Source organism: Shewanella sp. GutCb (genome assembly GCF_002836135.1).
Lineage (GTDB): Bacteria > Pseudomonadota > Gammaproteobacteria > Enterobacterales > Shewanellaceae > Shewanella.
This window is the reverse complement of the sequence record NZ_PJBL01000001.1, coordinates 277,892-297,655: the sequence shown is the minus strand read 5'-3', so window position 1 is coordinate 297,655 and position 19,764 is coordinate 277,892. Positions and strand designations below refer to the sequence as shown.

The following is a 19,764-nucleotide window of genomic DNA, read 5'->3' as shown; positions in this document are numbered from 1 at the left end:
TATTGTAATCCTTTTGTTTTCATCATTCTTATGGGTTGTTATAAAGCTGAAAACAACTTGATAACTTGATCTAGAACAATGTTGCTAAATGATTACATTTTCGTGTTAAGAACTGTGAGCACGATCATCACCAACTACTAATTTAGGAGTACCTATAAATAGGTATTTGATTCATTTTGCTTAAGTTTATATTTCTAATGCAGGTAGTTATTAAGATAAACAATATCTAATTTACACATAAAATCAAAGCAGAAAGCCTGCCTATACTCATGGAGTACAAGCAGATTTTATAAAGCATTAACCGCTATAGATTACCGAATTTACCATTAGCATTCTTCCATTGCTCTTTGTTTAAAATGGTTTCCATTACATCCCAATGCTCAGCAATTTTGCCATTTTCAATACGGAACAAGTCATAATATGAGGTAGGTTTTCCCGCAAAGCGACCTTCGCTAATGGCTAACACAAAATTACCTTCACCTAATATTTTAAAAGCCTTATCGTACTCCATGGTGATCCCTTGTTGTCCCATCGCCTCAATCGCTTGGCCTAAACCAGATACGCCATCGGCAATTGCGGTGTTATGTTGCAGATAATGATCACCATCGAAGTACTTTGTAAGCTTGTCGTACTCAGCGTTGATCAAAATAGTTTCCACAAAATCTGCTACTAACGCTTTATTTTCTGCCGTCTTATCTAAATCTAATACTGTCGTTACACCATCTAACTGTGTTCTACCACTTGGGTTAGCCTGTTGTGCTTTTTGAGCTAAGTTATCCCAATGCTCAACAATCTGACCATTTTCAAATCGGAATAGATCAAAGCCAACTTTAGGACCAAAAAAATTATAATCGGTATGAGTAAAGACATAATCACCATCTTCAAATACACGCTCAACATTGACCTTAGCGCTACCTTTTGGCAGCGCCTGTAGCGCTTCGCCAAAACCTGCTAAACCGTCTGCAATAGCCAAATTGTGCTGAGTATAGTCACTGGCATTCACATAAGAGATTGCTTTACTGTCACCGGTCTCTATCGCATTGAGTAGCGCTACCGCTTTAGTTTTATTTGAAATATTCATCGTTGACTCCGATTCTGCAGAAAGATTTGAACAACCGCCCAGTAAGCTGCTGCTCACCAGTAGTGTTGCAAGTAATTGGGTTTTCATTGTGTATCCCTAACAATTGAATTCGGAGCCATTGTAGGGTTTGAATGCAGGTTTCAGCAGGTAAAATCAAGCTGTAAAATGGTAAATATGAGCCTTAAGTATTTCGTTTAAATTGGCTTGGGGTCATTAAAGTATGCTTCTTAAAGTACTTAACAAAATTAGTAGGCTCATCAAACCCTAAATAATCAGATAGTTGCTGAACCTGTATATTATCAATCGACAAACGTCTCTTCGCCTCTAAGATGGTATAAGAGTCTATCAACTGTTTAGCGGTACGATTCGTCGCCATCTTACAAACTTTATTCAATGTCTTATAAGTCGTCCCAACCTGTAACGCTAATGCCTTAGCATCTCGCGTATGAGTAAAGGCGTCACTTAAGGTTTCAGTAAAGCGATCAAAACAGTTAATTTGTGTCGGTGTCATCTGATGGTGATAAATATCAGGTCTACATTCACTGACTTTAGTCAGAAGTGCGGCAAACAACACCTGTAGATAACTAATATTAGGGGTTGTTAACTCGTACTCGGTGAAGATTAATTCCATCAATCTAACTAATGAATGTGCTTGCTCTGTAGATAAATTAAAGTTTTGCAGATATGAGCTCACTAAATGAGTGGGTGCAAAAATCTTGATGTCGATGGCAGCTGCCACCCTATCTAAATACTCATCGGTAAAAATAACCACCTTGCCTGCGGGTTTATTGGTGAGATCAAACGCATGTACCTGACCTTTATTGACCAACACGACGCTGCCTTTTTCTACCTGAAGAGTATTAAAGTCAACGAAATGATCCCCCTGATTGCCAGTAAAGAAGATCAGGTTATGAAAATCTATCCTGTGGGGTTTACCAAAAAAGCTTATCTCTCCTGCCGCCACTCTGTCATACAAGCTGGAGAGCTCAATAACTTCAAATCCAACATCCGGAAGCTTGGTATCTCTGAAACTAATTTCAGGCACTAAATCGTTCATTTGAACTCACTTATCATTACGTCACCTCCCCAGTATACCTAAAGCGTAAAATCTGTCTTTATCGACTTGAATTTAATCAAACAATTGACTTTACTTAACCGGTTAAGGTTGTATTTACTCATATAAGATTAAGGGGTTTTTATGTTAGGCGAAGATCATTCTCTGCTCCATGAGTTTCCTGAGCACCACGCTATTATTATGGAACGGTGTAAAAGTGATGCAGCATTTAATAAAGATGCCAAACACTACAACGCATTGGATAAAGAGATCCGAGTGCTGGAATTAAATGGCGCACCAATAGATGATGAATCCATGCACCAACTAAAGCATGACCGAGCTGAATTAAAAGACTCGTTATATATGCGTTTATCAAACAAATAGTGTTTCGCTAAGCTAGGTATGATGCATCGGCGCTAACGTACTGCGAGCTTAGATTAGCCAAATAACGATTAAGGCCAAGGGTAAGTAACTTGGCCTTTTTTATTGCAGTTGCAAATTAACACCACACTTTGGCAACCTAAAACAAACAAATGTTTCATAACATAGAGTTAACTGGTATCTTTGCCGCGCATATTAAGAAAGGATACCTAACATGTCGCTGTTAAAACCATCACCACTTGCATTTTTAAAATCAATTTCAATAGTAAAATCTCTACCAATACTGCTCATTATCATTGCCTTATTTAACTCTTACTTTATTGTAATTGAAGGGCATGTGGGTGTTGTTAAGCGCTTCGGAGAAGCGAAAGAACAACAAAATCCAGGCTTACACTTCAAGATCCCATTTATCGAAACCGTTGAGCTGATCGAAGTTCGTACCCGTAAAAATGCCGAAAAAATGGCATCAAGCACTAAAGAGCAGATGCCCGTCACGATTGAGGTTTCGGTTAACTGGACCGTTAACAAAGAAGCTGCTTTAGAGCTATTTAAACGTTATGGCGGCTTAACCCAGTTTGAACAACGTATTCTCGACCCACGTTTTCGCTCAGCGACAAAAGATACCATTCCTCAATTTGAAGCAGAGCAACTGATTCAAGACAGAGCCAGTGCGATACGAGGTATAGAGAAGCGCTTGGCTGAAGAGATGGAAGGCTTTCCAGTCGTGGTTGATAATATTCAAATTGAGAATATTATCTTGCCGCAAAAATACATCAACTCGATAGAGATAAAGCAAACTGAGAAAAACCTTGCAGCAGCAGAGGAGCATAAGCTTGAGCGTCAACGTTTAGAAGCACTGCGAGCAGTAAATACTGCAGATGCTCAGGCAAAAGGGATTTTGAAAATTGCCGAAGCTGAATCTAAAGCAATATTACTGAAAGGTTTAGCTGAGGCACAGGCAATTGAAGCAAAAGCTAAAGCGCTCAAAAATAACCCGCTGATTGTAAAGTTAACCGAAGCGCAAGCTTGGGATGGAAGACTGCCAAGTACCATGATGGGTAACGGCGTAATGCCAATTATGGATATTAGAGCTGAAGCTGACGCTGAATCTAATAAATAACATAGATATTATGCATCGATTCCTTTAATAAAAAGTGGTTAACAAAGCGGGGCCTTATAAGGCCTCGTTTTCATACTGTTACTGAGATTTCTATTCATAACTAACGGATCCGTTTACTGACGAGTTTGCCTACAGCGTCAATTTTCTTAACCCTCACCTACAGACATCACAGCTAATTTTATGGTCAGACTTGGCAGATAAATCCTCTGATTTAGCTATCCTCAAGTAATACCCATTTTAAAATTTAAATAGCGTTGGTTGCAAATAGGCACATTATCAATTTTTTATTGATAATAATTCAAAAGCTAAGCTGTTTTTGTTTTGAATCGTTAGCGCTACTATGCACCGCATAGAAAGCACGTACCAAATGCATTGCCAAGAAGACAGTTAGACTTAAACACAGGAGTTCAGCATGGCCAACCTCACTATCGTCGCTAACATCATCGCCAAAATAGACAGCATTGAATTCGTCAAAGCTGAGTTAATCAAGCTTATTGACATTACCCGCGCTGAAGCAGGTTGCATCAACTATGACTTACACCAGGACAATGAAAACCCTGCCCACTTTGTGTTTTATGAAAACTGGCAATCACGTGAACAATTACAAACACATCTAGCAAATAGTCACCTAGCTGATTACATCGCCGCCACAGAAGGCCGCGTTGAGCTATTTAGCATAAATGAAATGACTAAAATTGGCTGATGTGCGTTTTAATCCCAACTTACAAACAATATTAATGGTGCCAGTCCAATAACACTCGCATCAAAAGGAAAATTTCATGACTCACCCTATCATTACCGATTTAGACAAGCGTTACACAGCTAAGAAATACGATGCGTCAAAGCGTATTCCGCAAACAGATCTTGATGTAATTTATGAAGCAATGCGCCTATCAGCGTCTTCAATTAACTCTCAACCTTGGAAATTCATCGTCATTGAGAGTGATCAAGCAAAGCAGCGCATGCATGACACCTTTGCCAATAAATTCCAGTTTAACCAACCACATATAAAGTCAGCATCGCATGTCATCTTGTTTGCACACAATCCAAGCTACACTCGTGAGGATTACGCTAAAGTGGTTGATAAGGGGATCGAAGATGGTCGTACTAAACCTGAAGATAGAGAGCAAGCGTTTGGCGGCTTTGCCTTTGTATCACTCAACACTGACGAAAAAGGTAACAATGAAGCTTGGACTAAGTCGCAAACATACTTAGCCGTAGGTAATACGATGCATGCTCTCGCCCGTCTTGGTATCGATTCAACACCGATGGAAGGTGTTGATAGCGAGCTTATCGGTGAAATATTTAAAGATGAACTGGGCGGTTATGTCTGTGAAGTGGCGTTAGCCATCGGTTATCACCACCCAGATGAAGATTATAATGCTAACTTGCCAAAATCACGATTGGCTTCAAAAGACGTGATGACGATCATTTAACCAGCGACTTCTCATCAGTGTATTGACTAGAATGCCATACATACCTAATCGTATTGTATGGCATTTTTTATAGGTGCTTAACCAATCTCCCGCCACCACATGTTCATCACTAACTCACTTTTCCCCGTAAAGCATCAACAGTTCTAAAAATGCCTAAAACATTGCAATTATTGATTGAATAAAAATAACTTTATGTTAATTCCCCTTTGTTTTTTTATAGCATAAATAGAATTACTGGTTAGATGAAGGTGCACTGCAACCACTAAGGGAAATAGAAGTTATTTTATGACATGATCTAAGTTAACCATCAACATACTAGGCATGACGCTGCCTGCATTAAGTGGCTGCGTCCTTTCACCAAAAAATGTCAACGATATTCAATTTAAGGATCCAAAGTTTGCGCAATGTATTGCACAAACCGGCATTACAGAACTATCAAAGATTAATGAACTCAGCTGCATTGATAAGCAAATAACCCACGTCGATGAAATTCGTTACATGTCAGCACTAACTGATCTCGTTTTAATCGATAATGAACTAACGGAGTTTGATTCAATAGTACAGCCTAATCTTCGCCGTCTAAACCTGACCTTAATGTCACTTAATATTCATGATGGAAGAGAACATACTAGAACAGAAGAGTGCATTAAGGCCTAAAGTAGCCTCTCATTATAACTTTGCTAACAATTGCGCAGTTGACATTTTATGCCATTTATAGAAGATAGAATCGCTAAAAAATTATAATAACTTCAGCAAGGAAGAGCATAAAATAATGAAAAAATCACTAATTGCTATTGCCCTAGCCACTGCCTTTTTAGGCGGCTGCGGTACTTCGGATGTTAACAACAGCAAAGCAACAACAGAAGTCACTAAGACAACAGCAAACAAAGCAGAGCTAGGTAGCTTTGGCGTTGAGTTATCGGCGCGTAATGAAGCCGTCAAACCTGGTGATGACTTTTTTATGTATGCCAGCGGCACCTGGTATGACAATTACATCATGCCGGCAGACAAGACACGCTATGGTGCATTCACCGGTCTTGCTGAGCGCAGCGAAACACAAGTTAAAGAGATTATCGATGATATTGCCAGTCGTAGCGATCTAAATGCTGAAGAGCAATTAATTGCCGACTTTTACCAGTCATACATGGACACCAACACCATTAATAAATTGGGCATAACCCCAATTCAAGGCACACTTGATCAGATCGCGGCGATAAAAACAACGGATGATCTAACCAAGGTCTTTGGCCAAGCATGGCTTACTGGCGCAACGTCACCTATTTCAGGTGGGATGTGGTTTAACCGCCTCGACCCAAATCAATACGAAATGTCTATTGGCGCTGGCGGCTTAGGTTTACCAGACCGTTCATATTACCTTGAAGACAGCGAACGTTTTGTAAAAATTCGTACTGCTTACGTCAATCACATCGCAGAGATGCTGGCATTTGCAGGCGTTAAAGATACCGAAGATCGTGCAGAAGCTATCCTGGCACTTGAAACCAAGATGGCTGAAGGGCAGTGGCCACGAGAGAAACGTCGAAACCGTGATTTAACCTTAAACCAAGTTAAGCGCCCAGATCTTGCTAAAGAGTATCCAGGTTTTGATTGGGATATGTATTTTGCAGAAACGGGATACAAGGTTCCTCAGCTGAATATCTCACAACCAGATCCAGTGAAAACCATGATTGGCTTAGTTAACAGCGAGTCACTCAAGGTTTGGCAAGACTACCTTACTTTTCATACAGTGAGTAACAACGCTGATGTGTTATCTGAAGATATCTACGCTGCTAACTTTGCTTTTTACGGCAAAGAGTTAAGCGGACAAGAGGAGCCTCGTCCTCGTTGGAAACGTGCGGTATCTGAAATGTCAGGCACGCAGTCATTAGGCTTTGCCATTGGTAAAGTATACGTAGCACGTTACTTCCCTGAATCATCTAAGCAGCAAATGTCAGCGCTAGTTGAGAATTTGCGCACTGCAATGGGCCAACGTATTGATGGCCTTGACTGGATGGGTGCAGAAACAAAAGTAAATGCCCACGCCAAGCTTGCCGCTTTCACCCCTAAAATTGGTTACCCTGATGTTTGGCAAGAATTTGAGGGTTTAGCCCTGACAAAGACAGATCTAGTGGGTAACCTTCACAATTTACGTGAGTACTTTAAAGCTGATAGTGTGGCTAAAGAACTACAGAAAACTGACCGTAATCGCTGGGGCATGACACCGCAACGTGTTAACGCCTATTACAATAGCTCGTTTAACGAGATTGTATTCCCAGCGGCGATTCTACAACCTCCGTTCTTCGACCCAAATGCCGATCCTGCCGTGAACTATGGCGGTATTGGTGCTGTTATCGGCCATGAGATGGGCCACGGATTTGATGATCAGGGCTCTAAATCTGATGCTAATGGTATTCAACGCAATTGGTGGACTGATGCAGATCGCGCCGCATTTGATGCCAAAGCAGATCAACTAGCAGCTCAATACAGTCAGTATGAGCCTATCCCTGAAAATTTCGTTAATGGTCGTAACAGCTTAGGCGAGAACATTGGTGATGTAGGCGGCCTTTCTATGGCGTACCACGCATATAAGCTTAGCCTTAATGGTAAAGAAGCACCGGTAATCGACGGCGTCACTGGCGATCAACGCTTCTTCCTTGCGTGGGCACAAGTCTGGAAAGAAAAACGTACCGAGCAAAGCATGCTTAATCAGCTTCGAGCTGGTACACATGCTCCAGGGCGATATCGTGCTCAAGCACCTCGCAACCACGATGCTTGGTACAAAGCATTTGACGTTAAACCAGGCGATGCACTTTATTTAGCAGAAGATGAGCGTGTACGTATTTGGTAATGTAGGCAAATAGCTAACACTGTTTAATCTACTTGAAATTAATGCAGTTCAGTTCAGTTCGCTGAACTGCATTTTTTATAAATATTTTAAAAAATAAAAGCGTTTAGTGCTTTCCTTTTACGCCATTGCCCACCATATCTTTGCCCGTTGCAAAAATCTCATCGGTTATCCAGCGCGCATGCAATAATTTGTGCTTATTATCGAAGACCGCAACAAAATGGCGACCGTCGGCGTTATTGGTAGCCATACCAACGCCCTCGATCCCTGCAAGACCTAAACCACCATTTTCCACTGACAGCAGAAATTGTTCTAGTTTAGCTAAGCTATCGATAACACTTTGTTCATCATTCATCTTTATACTCTCTTCATTTTTACGTAGGCAACCGATCTCAGTAGCCACGCTTATAGTGCGATATTGTGACTATTTTAGCGCTACTGACAAAGGATTTAAACTGAGTTGCATAACAATAGCGGCTGAGTTTTAAATAAAGCTCTCAAGCTACTTGATTTAATTTCGAATTAGAGCTTTAGTTTCATCATAAAACGAGGGTTTTTACCTGTTATTTTTAGCTGATTTTTTTGTTTAACTGATATTCCATCAAACTAAAGGGTTACTTTATGAAACTTCAATCTCTATCTTTGGTTGTTATGCTAGCACTCTCGTCTGCCCCCGCCCTAGCCATGAGTTGCCAATCAAGTGACAGCGCCCTGAAGTCATGGTCACAAAGTGAGCGCCGAACTGCAATCGAGACCTTTGTAAAAGAGGTTACGGATCCTAAAAGTCCACAGTATGTAGCAGCAAAAGATCGTATCGCCGTGTTTGATAACGACGGCACCTTGTGGTCTGAAAAACCGATGTACTATCAGCTAGTGTTTACCATAGAGCAAATAAAAGGCCAGGCCAAAAACAACCCCGAATGGAAAACAAAAACGCCCTTTAAATGGGTACTAGAAGACGATCTAGAATCGCTGATGAAAGCCGATCACCATGCATTACTTGAGTTGCTCCAAGCTACGCATACAGGGGTCACTGTTGAGGCGTTCCAGCAGATAGTCAATACATGGGTGACCAAGAGCAAAGATCAGCGCTTCAACCGTGCCTACATTGACCTAACCTATCAACCAATGAAAGAGATGTTGGATTACCTAAAGGAAAATGGATTTACTAACTATATTGTATCCGGTGGTGGTACTGATTTTATGCGAGCCTGGACAGAGCAAGCTTATGGCATACCGGCAGAGAATGTCATTGGTAGCAGCTTTGGCTATGATGTCGTGAAAATCGACGGTGATACCCTTCTCGTTAAAAATGGCACGCTAGTGTCTAATAATGATAAGCAGGTAAAGGTTGAAAATATTCAACGTATTATTGGTAAAAAACCCATACTGGCAGTTGGTAACTCCGATGGCGATCATGCCATGTTGCAATGGAGTACCAGCCAAAATAGTCCGAGTATGGCGATGATAGTGCATCATACTGATAGCGAGCGTGAATGGCAGTATGACCGTGACTCATCGGTCGGCCGTTTAGACAAAGCGCTCGATGAAGCCAAACAAAAAAGCAACTGGCACCTAATTGATATGAAAAATGACTGGTGCACGGTTTATGGAGCGGAAAAATAATAGATACAGTCGCTAATCTCTGCCATTTAGCCGCGTTATTACGACAAGATAGACTAACTTAAACAATCATCACGATATAAGCGAAGGCCTGATGACAGAGGCCTTCTTTGTTAGCGGTTAAATGACAAGCCCCTTATTGTTTCCTTTATTAGCGATAACAGCACTAAAAACAAGCAAACGATTAAGCTTAACTTCATAATGAGAGCTAACACTCTATTTCAAGTAAATACAATATGTTAGTTTCAATTCATCATGTTAAGACTCAATTAATATAGTACGTGCTTCGCTGCCTGAAATCCTCGTTATCGCTCATCACGATACCTGAAGCTTACTTACCGCAGGATTCAAGCAATACACGCACTTTATGACCAGTCAATAACAGCCATTCCCGCTAACTTGCCAAGGCAAGCCGAGCACTCGCCAAGCGTATAGCAAGGATTTACAAAGTGAATGACTCTCCCATTCCCGATACCACACATACTTTATCGCCACTTTCTAACGCCATTGTTGATAAGGCAATAGATAATGTCACACGTAAGCTTGTCGGTGGTGCCAGAAACAAAAACAACTCCTTACCCAATAGTCATAAGGCAACGATTAGCACCTCAATTTCCGACACATTAAGCGCCACCTCTAGCGACTCTGTGATGGCTGTTGCCAATCGTGGTGTGGCGTGGAAAGAGATGATCGCTAAAAGCCTATCGCACGGCATATCATCACTATCAGATATGCAGTTCGATGGTCAGTTCACCGTTAGAAATGGTATTGCGGAAGGTTTACACCAAGTGCCTTCGACTCCCGGAGTTTATGTTGTTTATGACAAAAACAACTCTGCAGTTTATGTCGGCGATAGCACTAACATTCGTCGCCGTTGGCACGCTGGCCACCTCAATGAAAACAAACAAAAACTCGACAGTGGCGAGCAATACAAATTGAGTAGCCAGCTAACAGAGGGCTGCACGGTAAAATTTATCAGCTGTGAATCAAAAGAAACGGCAGCCGCCATTGAAGCTCACCTAATTAAAGAGGCAGCTCCAGAGGTCAATGCACGCGAAGAGTTACTGCAGGAGCAAGGCACACGCTCAAACATTGAAGCCAAGAAGATGAAAGATGCCTCTGGCAGTACTGCGAGTTTAGCCGCTGGCGCAGCAAAGGAAGCCGCCAGTAACGTCGGCTGGTCAGTACTTGAAAACTTAATCACAGCTTGCCTTAAAGCCCTCAAAGATGAGTTAGTTGATATCGTCGGTGGTGGCGAAGACAAACTGAAAATACGCATCAAACGCCTATTCAGTAAAATTTGGCATGTCATTGAGAATATCGTTAAGCACCCAGGAACCTTGCTCAAAGGCATTTTTGAATTCATCATTAATGCTTTTGCCAGTGCAATACGCAAGGTGTACCAACTGGCACGTAACATTTTTGACCTTGGTTACGCCGCATGGCAACTCTATAAAGGCGCGAAAACCCTTTCCAAAGCGGAGTTGATTCAAAAAATTTCAGAAACCATTATTACCAGTGGCTGTCTTGTTATTTGGGATGCATTAGATCCGATAATTGAAGCCAATCTTATCGCGCTATTTCCAGCCATTACGCCATTCGCCCCCTATTTGGCAGCCACTATTGCAGCGATTGGTTTTGGTATTTCAAGCCACTATCTTTCAGGGATTATCCCATTGATTGTCGAAAAAATTATCGACTTTAAATTTACCGCCCAACTATCTTACCAACAACAAGTCAGTGCCTGTGAGCAACTGGTCAGTAACGCTGAAAAAAGTATGTTTTTAGTCAATGGATTAGAAGATTACTTGCGGTCATCCAAAGAGCTGATTGTTGATTTAAAAGTGCAGACTGCAACACTCAAGCAGCATCAAGCCATCAGCCCTTTTAGCATTGAAGACAGACTAAACAGTATTACCTTAGGAACAAAATAGTGACGTTAGTAACCACCAAGCAAACATTAATCGAACGAAAAGAGTACCAAGCCTTCTATCAAGACTTTGAAGGTAATCTCGGCAAATTAACCTCAGCCTTAAAAACCACCAAAGATGTGCAAAAGCTAGCAACTCAAATAAGTGAAAAAGGCTTTTGGGGGACTGCGCTAGGGAGTATTTCAGGCCGCAATGATAAAGATCTCGCCGCGATGATCGAAAATCTTGGTGCCAGTTTAGAGGTCACTCAAAGCATTTTAACGATCGTCCTTAAAGTGCAAAACATAAAAAATGGCTTTTTAAAGGAGTTTCATCAAGCACTGGTTGAGAAAATGACTCGACTGAAAGAAGATGATCTTACATTAGACTCCAACCAAAAAGACGCGGCGATCGCGATAGTCACTAAAATCGAGCAGCAGGTCAGTTATCAACTGGCACAATCGGAACAGATAGAAAACCATGAACGGAAACTGACCCAGCTTGATGACTTTGTCGAGGTCAAAGAGATCCTTGATAGCGAACAAAGCGCAAAGATTGCCCACCTTGATAAAACCTCACAAAAAATCATTCGAGGCGCGGATAACCGTCAACAATTGATTGTTGAATTACAGCAAAAAAGTGTCGCTAAACAGCAAAAAGACATGTCACAAGACAAAGTGATACACCACTTAACAGCGCAAATTCAATCACTCCAGTTAGACAAAGAGCACATGATACAAACGCTTCAATCTCAAGCTCAAGCCATTGAACAACTTAAGCAGAGCAGCAGTGAAATGGGCTTGTCACTTCAATCAAACAAAGAGCAAATGACACAAGCGTTTCAGTCTCAAACTCAGGCAATGGCACAGCTAAAGCTAATCACTGCTGAAATGAGTCAAGGTATACAGAATGCCGATGCAAAAGTGACTCAGTTAACCGATGCCATAACTGAAACCCAAAACACACTGTACTGCACAGAGAAACATCGGAATTTGTTACAAACTAAAATGCTTCAAAGTGCGTTGCCATTACTCGCGCTCATCGCCAGTGGCGCTGCCATTTATTTGAGTTTGGCTTAACACCGTCAAATAAGTGGTAGGCTTAAAGCTGAGCCTACCACTAGCAAGATGATTAAAAAGTGCTTATGTTTAATCACCCCACCGACCGATATTTAAGTTAGACGATGTAATACTTTCTCATTACCAACAGTTCTACCCACAAAGGTTTTAATCTAGATAATCAGCCCCATATCGGTAAGTAATAGTGACTAAACCAATAGGAAACTTTATGAGCAAAGAATATACACCGGCAAACATTTGGACAATGGATAGCGAGAATGGTGGCCAATGGGCAAGCATCAACAGACCGGATTCAGGTACCAGACATCAGCACGATCTTCCAGTCGGTAAGCAGCCGCTGCAACTGCACTCGCTGGCAACGCCTAATGGCCAAAAGGTCACTATTATGCTGGAAGAGTTATTAGCTAAAGGGGTTACCGAAGCGGAATACGATGCCTATCTGATTAATATTGGTGAAGGCGATCAGTTCTCTTCCGGCTTTGTCGATATTAACCCAAACTCCAAAATCCCCGCCTTAGTTGATCATTCTGGTGAGAGCCCCATCAGAATATTCGAGTCAGCCAGTATTTTGTTGTACCTTGCAGAGAAGTTTGGCCATTTCCTACCGAGTAACATTGCAGCGCGCACAGAGACCATGAACTGGTTATTTTGGTTGCAAGGTTCAGCGCCTTATCTTGGCGGTGGTTTTGGACACTTTTATGCTTATGCACCCGAGAAATTCGAATACCCAATCAACCGGTTCACTATGGAAACCAAACGCCAACTGGATGTACTCGACAAACAACTGGCAAACAATGAATACATCGCGGGTGATGAATATAGTATTGCCGACATGGCAATATGGCCTTGGTACGGCAGCCTAGTACTCGGTAATATTTATGATGCAGCAGAATTCCTTGATGTCTCGAGCTACACACACGTTCAGCGCTGGGCCAAACAGATTAGCCAGCGCAGTGCCGTTAAGCGGGGCCAAATAGTAAACCGTACTTGGGGTGAAGAATGGGAGCAACTCGCCGAGCGTCATAGCGCAGCAGACATAGATGACGTGCTAAAAAAACAGCCTTAACGTTATACTTAAAAGTAAGCGAGCAAGTCATTAAATGCGGCAGTGGTTATATTTAACTGCTGCCGCATAGCTCCTGAATAAGAAGCAGATCTTTTCACTACTCGCATGCAGATCTACGCAGTACATTTAACACGCTATTACGCTGTATTCGTTTTCAACACACTTCGCGTTTGCATAAGCGTGTAAGCGCCGCTGGCAACAATCAGTAAACTGCCCAATAGAGTCAGCAGATCGGGCGACTCGCCAAATACAAAAATGCCTAACGCCAAAGCAAACAGTAAACGGGTGTAACGAAAAGGAGCAATAACAGACACGTCACCCGCACGCATCGCGATGGTCAATGCATTGTATGCCATCACCCCAAACACTATCGCCCCTAAAATCTGTATCGTTGCAGTACCATTGATTTGAAGCGGTTCATTTTGATATATCAGCATGACTAAACCTGTCGGGATCAACACGAAAAAGCCATACACTCCAAGCTGTAAGTTGGATAAAACTGGCGGCGCAGCACGAGTTGCCAAATCTCGACCAGCAAAGCCTAAAGTTGACACTACCGCAAATAAAGACGCCGTCTCAAATCCTGCAAGGCCTGGACGAATAATCATTAACACTCCAATAAATCCGACCAGCACAGCAAGCCAACGCTTAACCCCCACTTGCTCGCCAAATAGAAGCGCTGCGCCTATCATTGCAATTAGGGGAGTCGCTTGCAAGATCGCCGATGCACTCGATAGAGGCGTTAATGTAATCGCTAAGGCAAAACAAAACCGCCCAACAATCTCACAGACAGCCCGCATTAATACTGCTTTAGATAATATAGCAGGATGAATAACACGCTGCCCTTGCCGGTACGTCAACAATATAAAAATCAACATGCCACCAAGGCCAAATAGCGCCAAAATAAGCCCAAGAGATGTTGTCTCAGCGGCCGCTTTAATCAGCATGTCCTCTATGGAAAACGCTGCCATTGCTGCAACCATAAACAGGCTGCCTCTAGTATTATTCAAAAAAACTCCAACAATATTTATTCATCAATGATTTCAAGAGAATGGGTTAACCTACCCTCTGAAATGTAAAGTAGTAGCTTAAAATAGAAGTAAAGCATGGTTATCGAACAATCTGAAAAAAGAGGTTATCGATAATGTCTGCTCGCGACGAATGTCAGATATTTCAGGCTCTTCATATAAGAGCTAATAGCAGTGACCTTAATACTATAGGAGGCGGACTTTACATACCATGAAAAGCCATCAACCCCACTGCAAAGCCCGGCCAAATCAACAACTTACAAAGCCATTCCTTTTCAAGATAACATTTGAATTGGTATGAATAAAACGTCCAACTAGTGCGAGAAACTCTAGATATTATCTAGTTAGCTTTAACTTCAAAATAGCTTGAGAAAACTCGGGTCATTTAGCGCTCTTATCGTTTTGATATCAAGTGGTTTTTGTAAAAAAGTAATCTCAGGAAACAGAGCTGACTTTGGTATTTCATCTTTACAATTGGCAGAGAGAATAAAATACTTTGGCTGATGAAAACCTAACGTTCTTAATGACGATATCAGTGTTAAACCATCAGTTTCGTCAAGCATGTAATCCATTAATACAATAAGAGAGGGGGCCTCACTATCTTCCTGAGCTTCAGCATAAATGTTATTTAATGCACTAATTGATTCTCGTCGATCTTTAGCTGTTGTGACTATGTACCCATCACTTTCGAGCATTGACTTACAGACCTCTAAATTAAAAAGATTGTCATCTACGAGTAATACCTGCTTTCTGTTGGTTACATTGGATTGGTAAATTCTGGCATTTGTGGCCAGCTGATGAGTCTCCTTTGCCTCAGTTACACTCACACTTGGATGGTACTGCTTGGCCATTGGGTCGACTACACTTTCTTGGCCATGTGACATATTAGTTAGCCGAAAAGGAAATTGGAAGATAACTAAAGTGCCTTGATTTTTACGACTGCGGATTCTGATACTACCTCCCACACTCTCAATCACTTTTTTACAGGTATACAAGCCAATTCCAATGCCCGATTTAAGCGCCAAGGACGATTTCAAATCTGTGGTAAAAGGTTTTGTTATTGCTTCCATTGATGCTTTTGACATTCCTTTGCCAAAATCCTTAACTGCAACTCTAACAAAGCCATCTAAAGGCTTTTTTCCCCTTTCTGACGTATCCACTAAATGGTGTGGCAATGGACTAACTTTGACATTAAAGATCACAAGGTCACCACTGCTGTACTTAAAGGCATTATTAAGAAAATTGGTGGTTAACTGGAAAAACTTAGTATCATCTAATTGAATAAATTCAGGAATATCCCCAGAAAATTCCATTTCCAAGTGTTTTTTGTGTGTATGACTAAACGCCCGATAATAATCGTCAATATTGTGCAGCAATTGGGGAAAGTTAATCTCTTCATAATGCAGCTTTAAAGTTCCTGAGCTAGCCTTACTGTAGGTTAATGTGTTTTGTGCAACGCTATTAAGTAAGTTAGCTGACCAGATGATTTTATCGAGGGTATTTTTACCACTTATTGAACAACAAGCCTGTGCCTTTAACATATTGGCATAACCTAAAACAGCGTTAATCGGTGTTCTAATCTCATGATTGAGTGTAGACAATAATGCCAATTTTGAGTTTGACTCAATACGCTGCTTTTCTTTATCGGTACGATTTTGAATCATCAAAGAAACGAGCAGTGAGAACGTCAATCCGAACAACGTAAATGCTACTAAAAGTTGTGCTATTTCAAGCATCTCTTTCTTTGTTGGTATGTAATCAACAGAGAAACGATAGCTGATATTATATTCTGGTATATCAACAAATTGCTCTGAATGAAATCCAATTAACGAGGCTGAAAAACTGCTTTCATAGCGCTGACATTCGAGATTACTAAGTGTCCTATCGCCTAACGTAAGCCTCTCACAAATGTCACTATTTTCTTCTATTTTTCGCTGTAGCCTTTTATGAGAAACCGCATAAACTAGATAAGGTTGCTTAGGCTCATCAATACTAATCACTATTGTGGAAAAATCTTCAACCTCATAAGTTATTTTGTCGTTAAGTTCGGTATGAACACGCCCGGAATTTATAACATCATAAAATTCCGGGTCGGAGATATATTTCGGTTTTAAATCTGCACCCAACGTAAATGCAATTGCCGATTTTATTTTCAGTAAGTCTTTAGCAAAGAGCGTAAACTCGGCATTAGTGACCTCATTAGAAGCATTAAAAAACGAGCGAAGTGCATCCATCATAATTCGGTGCTGAATTAACATGTCTCTAGATGAATCGTACAGCTTATCAGCCCGACTTTGGTATCGCTTCGCCATTTCCCCTTCGCCATGATTCCAAAGCACAACATCAATCAGCACTGTACCTAACACCCCAACGACAAAGGCTACGCGGGCAAGACCACTAAATTTCACTTTCAATATCCTTAAGCAACCCTTGAAGACTAGTGATATTGCCGAGCAGTTCAATTTTATTGGTTTCATCGCTGTATAGCGCTTCATTGTGAATGTTCAAATACCGACATATCCCTTTGTACTTATGAAGTTGTGCCGAAATATTAACGGTATTGGTGCTAGATAATAAACTCGTCTCAAAAGCCAGATTATCCAGTTCTAATGCTAATACTCCATAGAGGTGACTTCGGCTATCATCATTGAAATGAGCAAAAAAAGTACGGAGTTTAGTTTTAATCCCTTGGCTAGCAGCTGACATATTGGCGCTCGTGTTGTAGGTTGTAATCATTAATCCAAGCCATTAAATAGCGGCCTTCGATGGGGGGGCTGATGAAATAACCTTGTGCAACATGACATCCGAGCATTTGTAGTCGCTTTAGTACCGATAAGGTTTCTACCCCTTCAGCAACAACTTTGACGTTGAGTTTACGGGCTAAAGCAATCGTAGACTCAACAATGGCTTGGTGCTGTAAATTGACGTCAAGGTCTGACACAAAGTCTTTATCAATTTTGATTTCATCAAATGGAATACTGTCTAACCGATCAAAAGTGGAATAGCTTTTACCGAAGTCATCTAGCGATATCGGAATGTCATTAATAATCAACTTAGCGATAGCCTGTAAGGAGCGATCTTGATTGATCGTTTGTTGAGACTCAGTCAGTTCGAGCATGAGTTTAATATCAGAATTAGTTAAATGTTTATCAATTACGTAATTAATAAAGTCATCAGATAACAAATCATTAGCGCTAATATTAATGGATAAGCTATAGCTCTTAAGTTTCTCAAATAGATGCCATTGCGATAACGCCTGATTGAGCACTAACTTGGTAAATTGACAATTCAAGCCAGCCTTTTCAATCAAAGGGATGAATTTATCAGGATAGATAAACCCATCACCTTGAATGCAAAGCCGAGACAAAACCTCAAAACCGACTAGTTCACCTGTCTTTATGTTTATCTTTGGTTGATAGCACAGAAACAAATTCTCTTCGTTTAGTAGTGAAGTGATGTTCGCTTCATTACAAATAGGCGTGATGTCTGCGGATATATCCGGTTCTTGTGGAAAGGCTTTTTTTGCTGCTATTGAAGCGTAAATATCATTAATATCCAGCGGTTTTTGAAATACCCCGACTAAATTTAAACTAAAACTGTTAGTAATATTACCAATGAGTTCAAGTGTTCGTTTATCAGAAGAACTGACTATTGCTATTGGGATCTCACGGCTACGGGTTGTCGCCATATGGTTGATAATGGCGAGACCATCACCATTTTCCATTTTCAGATCTGCAATCACCAATTCGATAGTTGGCAGATCACTTAAGCTATTATTTTCAAGCATCTCGATTGCCTTATTACCACAATCTGCTTCATGGAAATCAAAAATCACCTCAGGCGCTATTTGGGCAAACTCGCTTTTTATTGTTTCTCTTACAAATGCCTGATCATCAACAATAAGTATCTTCATGAGCAACCTCCTTGTTCATCATTGCCAAGAAAGGTGACTAATCGCTTCGGCGATATCACCGCCAGCTTGAGTAAAAATCGATTCGCCATCAATTCAGAGCGACTTAATAGAAAGGAGTGAATAGCAATCATTCTGTCGTTAAATTCCATATTTCTTGCCTTAAACGGCTCTAACTTGGCCGTGTTTAGTTTTTTGATGAAGCCTTCATCACAGATGCTAAAGCAGAGGTAGCGTAGATATTTTTGCTGAGAAAATTGATTGATATAGGTCGACATGATGCTGTTCTCAACTTGTTTAGTTGCACCTGCGGAGGACAAAACTAACATTGCGTCACGATCTTTTTTATCGCAATTAGCCACTATTTCACTAAGATCACTATTGATATTGACTAGTTCAAGAAAATTTTGAGCCGATGTTTCAAGGTACAAACCATGACCAACAATTTGACCGTTAAATGCGATTGCTATGGATATTTTTACATTTTTCAACCAAAAAAAATCTTCAAGAGGATGCTTTAATTTAAGACTTGGATTACCTTCATAACGTAGGATCATCTTTAGCACTAAGTAAAAACTATCATCTTCAATATCAATATTTTTAATCTGATACTCATCATTTGCGTAATAGGGGTGGCTTGATTTAATCTCCGGCGCATTAGGAATAGCCACTAAATTGCTACACTCTTTTAAGAACTGTTTATCCCGGCTATAAATACTAGTGAGTTCATTATCGTACAGTTCAACTATTTCGGCTTGTTTAGCTAAAGATGGAATATTGACACCACGCTCCCAGCGACTAACAGTAATAGTATCTAAGTTATAAAAAAGACTACTGTGTTGCCTAAGGTGTAAACATAGCTGCTCTTGTGACAGGTCGTTATTTTGACGAAGATGTTTCAAAAACGTCGAAAACACATGGTTCTGCTTGTCTTTTGAATAAGAGTAATTGGTAGAGGTCATCACGCGTTCCATTAGTTTTGCTTAATTGTTTTAATAGTCCCACATATAGTTCTCTGTCTACGCCATCGATACGTTCGGGGTATAACTGTGTATACATAATCCACATACGATGGTTGCTCTCATTAAAATAAAGTCCTGTTACTTGCTCGTTCTTCATACTCTCACCAGTAAGTCATTCGGTAGAATTAACTGATTACTGAGTGTAAAACATTATTAAATATGACAACATTGGCAAGTTATGTACAAAGTTCCACCTAACATGCCTAGCTAAT

Annotated in this window: 18 protein-coding genes; 10 read left to right on the top strand and 8 right to left on the bottom strand. The window is 40.8% G+C overall.

Annotated elements, in window-relative coordinates; all coding sequences use genetic code 11:
- Positions 1 to 304 precede the first annotated feature (304 nt).
- Together CXF86_RS01315 and CXF86_RS01310 are read right to left on the bottom strand one after the other, a co-directional pair.
- The gene (locus CXF86_RS01315; protein ID WP_101092999.1) at positions 305 to 1,168 is read right to left on the bottom strand and encodes a nuclear transport factor 2 family protein; all 864 of its coding nucleotides are present in this window, start codon (positions 1,166 to 1,168) and stop codon (positions 305 to 307) included.
- A 94-nt stretch (positions 1,169 to 1,262) separates the two neighbouring features.
- The gene (locus CXF86_RS01310; protein WP_101093001.1) at positions 1,263 to 2,138 is read right to left on the bottom strand and encodes an AraC family transcriptional regulator; all 876 of its coding nucleotides are present in this window, start codon (positions 2,136 to 2,138) and stop codon (positions 1,263 to 1,265) included.
- A 141-nt stretch (positions 2,139 to 2,279) separates the two neighbouring features.
- On the opposite strand from CXF86_RS01310, the gene CXF86_RS01305 reads away from it, so the two are divergent.
- The 6 genes from CXF86_RS01305 (at position 2,280) to CXF86_RS01280 (ending at position 7,917) form a co-directional block, all read left to right on the top strand.
- Positions 2,280 to 2,519 carry an HP1242/YdcH family protein gene (locus tag CXF86_RS01305; protein WP_101093003.1) on the top strand — a complete coding sequence of 80 codons (240 nt, stop codon included), beginning with the start codon at positions 2,280 to 2,282 and terminating at the stop codon, positions 2,517 to 2,519.
- 211 nt (positions 2,520 to 2,730) lie between these two features.
- Positions 2,731 to 3,636: a prohibitin family protein gene (locus CXF86_RS01300; RefSeq protein WP_102038154.1), complete on the top strand. Its 906-nt coding sequence runs from the start codon at positions 2,731 to 2,733 to the stop codon at positions 3,634 to 3,636.
- A gap of 412 nt (positions 3,637 to 4,048) precedes the next feature.
- The gene (locus CXF86_RS01295; protein ID WP_102038153.1) at positions 4,049 to 4,339 is read left to right on the top strand and encodes a putative quinol monooxygenase; all 291 of its coding nucleotides are present in this window, start codon (positions 4,049 to 4,051) and stop codon (positions 4,337 to 4,339) included.
- A 76-nt stretch (positions 4,340 to 4,415) separates the two neighbouring features.
- Positions 4,416 to 5,072, top strand: coding sequence for an NAD(P)H-dependent oxidoreductase (locus CXF86_RS01290; RefSeq protein ID WP_101093009.1), 657 nt, complete (start codon positions 4,416 to 4,418; stop codon positions 5,070 to 5,072).
- A gap of 321 nt (positions 5,073 to 5,393) precedes the next feature.
- The gene (locus tag CXF86_RS01285; protein ID WP_102038152.1) at positions 5,394 to 5,729 is read left to right on the top strand and encodes a hypothetical protein; all 336 of its coding nucleotides are present in this window, start codon (positions 5,394 to 5,396) and stop codon (positions 5,727 to 5,729) included.
- A 115-nt stretch (positions 5,730 to 5,844) separates the two neighbouring features.
- Positions 5,845 to 7,917 (top strand): M13 family metallopeptidase, encoded by a 2,073-nt coding sequence (locus tag CXF86_RS01280; RefSeq protein ID WP_102038151.1) that lies wholly within the window; start codon positions 5,845 to 5,847, stop codon positions 7,915 to 7,917.
- 103 nt (positions 7,918 to 8,020) lie between these two features.
- Here CXF86_RS01280 and CXF86_RS01275 read toward each other — a convergent pair whose 3' ends face one another.
- Positions 8,021 to 8,269 (bottom strand): hypothetical protein, encoded by a 249-nt coding sequence (locus CXF86_RS01275; protein ID WP_101093014.1) that lies wholly within the window; start codon positions 8,267 to 8,269, stop codon positions 8,021 to 8,023.
- Between the two features lie 266 nt (positions 8,270 to 8,535).
- Here CXF86_RS01275 and CXF86_RS01270 point away from each other — a divergent pair, with 266 nt between their 5' ends.
- The 4 genes from CXF86_RS01270 (at position 8,536) to yghU (ending at position 13,592) form a co-directional block, all read left to right on the top strand.
- Positions 8,536 to 9,540 (top strand): HAD family hydrolase, encoded by a 1,005-nt coding sequence (locus CXF86_RS01270; protein WP_102038150.1) that lies wholly within the window; start codon positions 8,536 to 8,538, stop codon positions 9,538 to 9,540.
- Between the two features lie 446 nt (positions 9,541 to 9,986).
- Positions 9,987 to 11,471: a GIY-YIG nuclease family protein gene (locus tag CXF86_RS01265; protein ID WP_102038149.1), complete on the top strand. Its 1,485-nt coding sequence runs from the start codon at positions 9,987 to 9,989 to the stop codon at positions 11,469 to 11,471.
- Positions 11,471 to 12,526 carry a coiled-coil domain-containing protein gene (locus tag CXF86_RS01260; protein ID WP_101093020.1) on the top strand — a complete coding sequence of 352 codons (1,056 nt, stop codon included), beginning with the start codon at positions 11,471 to 11,473 and terminating at the stop codon, positions 12,524 to 12,526. The genes CXF86_RS01265 and CXF86_RS01260 overlap by 1 nt, the downstream gene beginning before the upstream one ends.
- Positions 12,527 to 12,734: 208 nt before the next feature.
- Complete coding sequence (gene yghU / locus CXF86_RS01255) at positions 12,735 to 13,592, top strand: glutathione-dependent disulfide-bond oxidoreductase (protein WP_102038148.1); 858 nt, start codon at positions 12,735 to 12,737, stop codon at positions 13,590 to 13,592.
- A gap of 137 nt (positions 13,593 to 13,729) precedes the next feature.
- Here the strand turns inward: yghU and CXF86_RS01250 are convergent, their stop codons facing one another.
- From CXF86_RS01250 to CXF86_RS01230, 5 genes are all read right to left on the bottom strand, one after another.
- On the bottom strand, positions 13,730 to 14,602 hold the full coding sequence (locus tag CXF86_RS01250) for a DMT family transporter (protein ID WP_257985246.1): 873 nt from the start codon (positions 14,600 to 14,602) through the stop codon (positions 13,730 to 13,732).
- A gap of 374 nt (positions 14,603 to 14,976) precedes the next feature.
- Positions 14,977 to 17,028 (bottom strand): hybrid sensor histidine kinase/response regulator, encoded by a 2,052-nt coding sequence (locus tag CXF86_RS01245; protein WP_102038147.1) that lies wholly within the window; start codon positions 17,026 to 17,028, stop codon positions 14,977 to 14,979.
- Entirely contained in the window at positions 17,018 to 17,326 is a 309-nt protein-coding gene (locus CXF86_RS01240; protein WP_102038146.1) for a hypothetical protein, read from the bottom strand. Before CXF86_RS01240 ends, CXF86_RS01245 begins: the two co-directional genes overlap by 11 nt.
- On the bottom strand, positions 17,313 to 18,533 hold the full coding sequence (locus CXF86_RS01235) for an EAL domain-containing response regulator (protein ID WP_101093027.1): 1,221 nt from the start codon (positions 18,531 to 18,533) through the stop codon (positions 17,313 to 17,315). Before CXF86_RS01235 ends, CXF86_RS01240 begins: the two co-directional genes overlap by 14 nt.
- Positions 18,530 to 19,492, bottom strand: a complete 963-nt coding sequence (locus tag CXF86_RS01230) for a helix-turn-helix domain-containing protein (protein ID WP_198553555.1) — start codon at positions 19,490 to 19,492, stop codon at positions 18,530 to 18,532. The genes CXF86_RS01235 and CXF86_RS01230 overlap by 4 nt, the downstream gene beginning before the upstream one ends.
- Between the last annotated feature and the right edge of the window lie 272 nt (positions 19,493 to 19,764).

Bases quoted from the DNA above. Each gene is read 5' to 3' on its own strand.
- CXF86_RS01235 (WP_101093027.1), bottom strand. From the start codon at position 18,533: ATGAAGATACTTATTGTTGATGATCAGGCATTTGTAAGAGAAACAATA.
- CXF86_RS01285 (WP_102038152.1), top strand. From the start codon at position 5,394: ATGACGCTGCCTGCATTAAGTGGCTGCGTCCTTTCACCAAAAAATGTC.
- CXF86_RS01290 (WP_101093009.1), top strand. From the start codon at position 4,416: ATGACTCACCCTATCATTACCGATTTAGACAAGCGTTACACAGCTAAG.
- CXF86_RS01295 (WP_102038153.1), top strand. From the start codon at position 4,049: ATGGCCAACCTCACTATCGTCGCTAACATCATCGCCAAAATAGACAGC.
- CXF86_RS01300 (WP_102038154.1), top strand. From the start codon at position 2,731: ATGTCGCTGTTAAAACCATCACCACTTGCATTTTTAAAATCAATTTCA.
- CXF86_RS01315 (WP_101092999.1), bottom strand. From the start codon at position 1,168: ATGAAAACCCAATTACTTGCAACACTACTGGTGAGCAGCAGCTTACTG.
- CXF86_RS01240 (WP_102038146.1), bottom strand. From the start codon at position 17,326: ATGTCAGCTGCTAGCCAAGGGATTAAAACTAAACTCCGTACTTTTTTT.
- CXF86_RS01305 (WP_101093003.1), top strand. From the start codon at position 2,280: ATGTTAGGCGAAGATCATTCTCTGCTCCATGAGTTTCCTGAGCACCAC.
- CXF86_RS01275 (WP_101093014.1), bottom strand. From the start codon at position 8,269: ATGAATGATGAACAAAGTGTTATCGATAGCTTAGCTAAACTAGAACAA.
- yghU (WP_102038148.1), top strand. From the start codon at position 12,735: ATGAGCAAAGAATATACACCGGCAAACATTTGGACAATGGATAGCGAG.
- CXF86_RS01230 (WP_198553555.1), bottom strand. From the start codon at position 19,492: ATGACCTCTACCAATTACTCTTATTCAAAAGACAAGCAGAACCATGTG.
- CXF86_RS01310 (WP_101093001.1), bottom strand. From the start codon at position 2,138: ATGAACGATTTAGTGCCTGAAATTAGTTTCAGAGATACCAAGCTTCCG.
- CXF86_RS01280 (WP_102038151.1), top strand. From the start codon at position 5,845: ATGAAAAAATCACTAATTGCTATTGCCCTAGCCACTGCCTTTTTAGGC.
- CXF86_RS01270 (WP_102038150.1), top strand. From the start codon at position 8,536: ATGAAACTTCAATCTCTATCTTTGGTTGTTATGCTAGCACTCTCGTCT.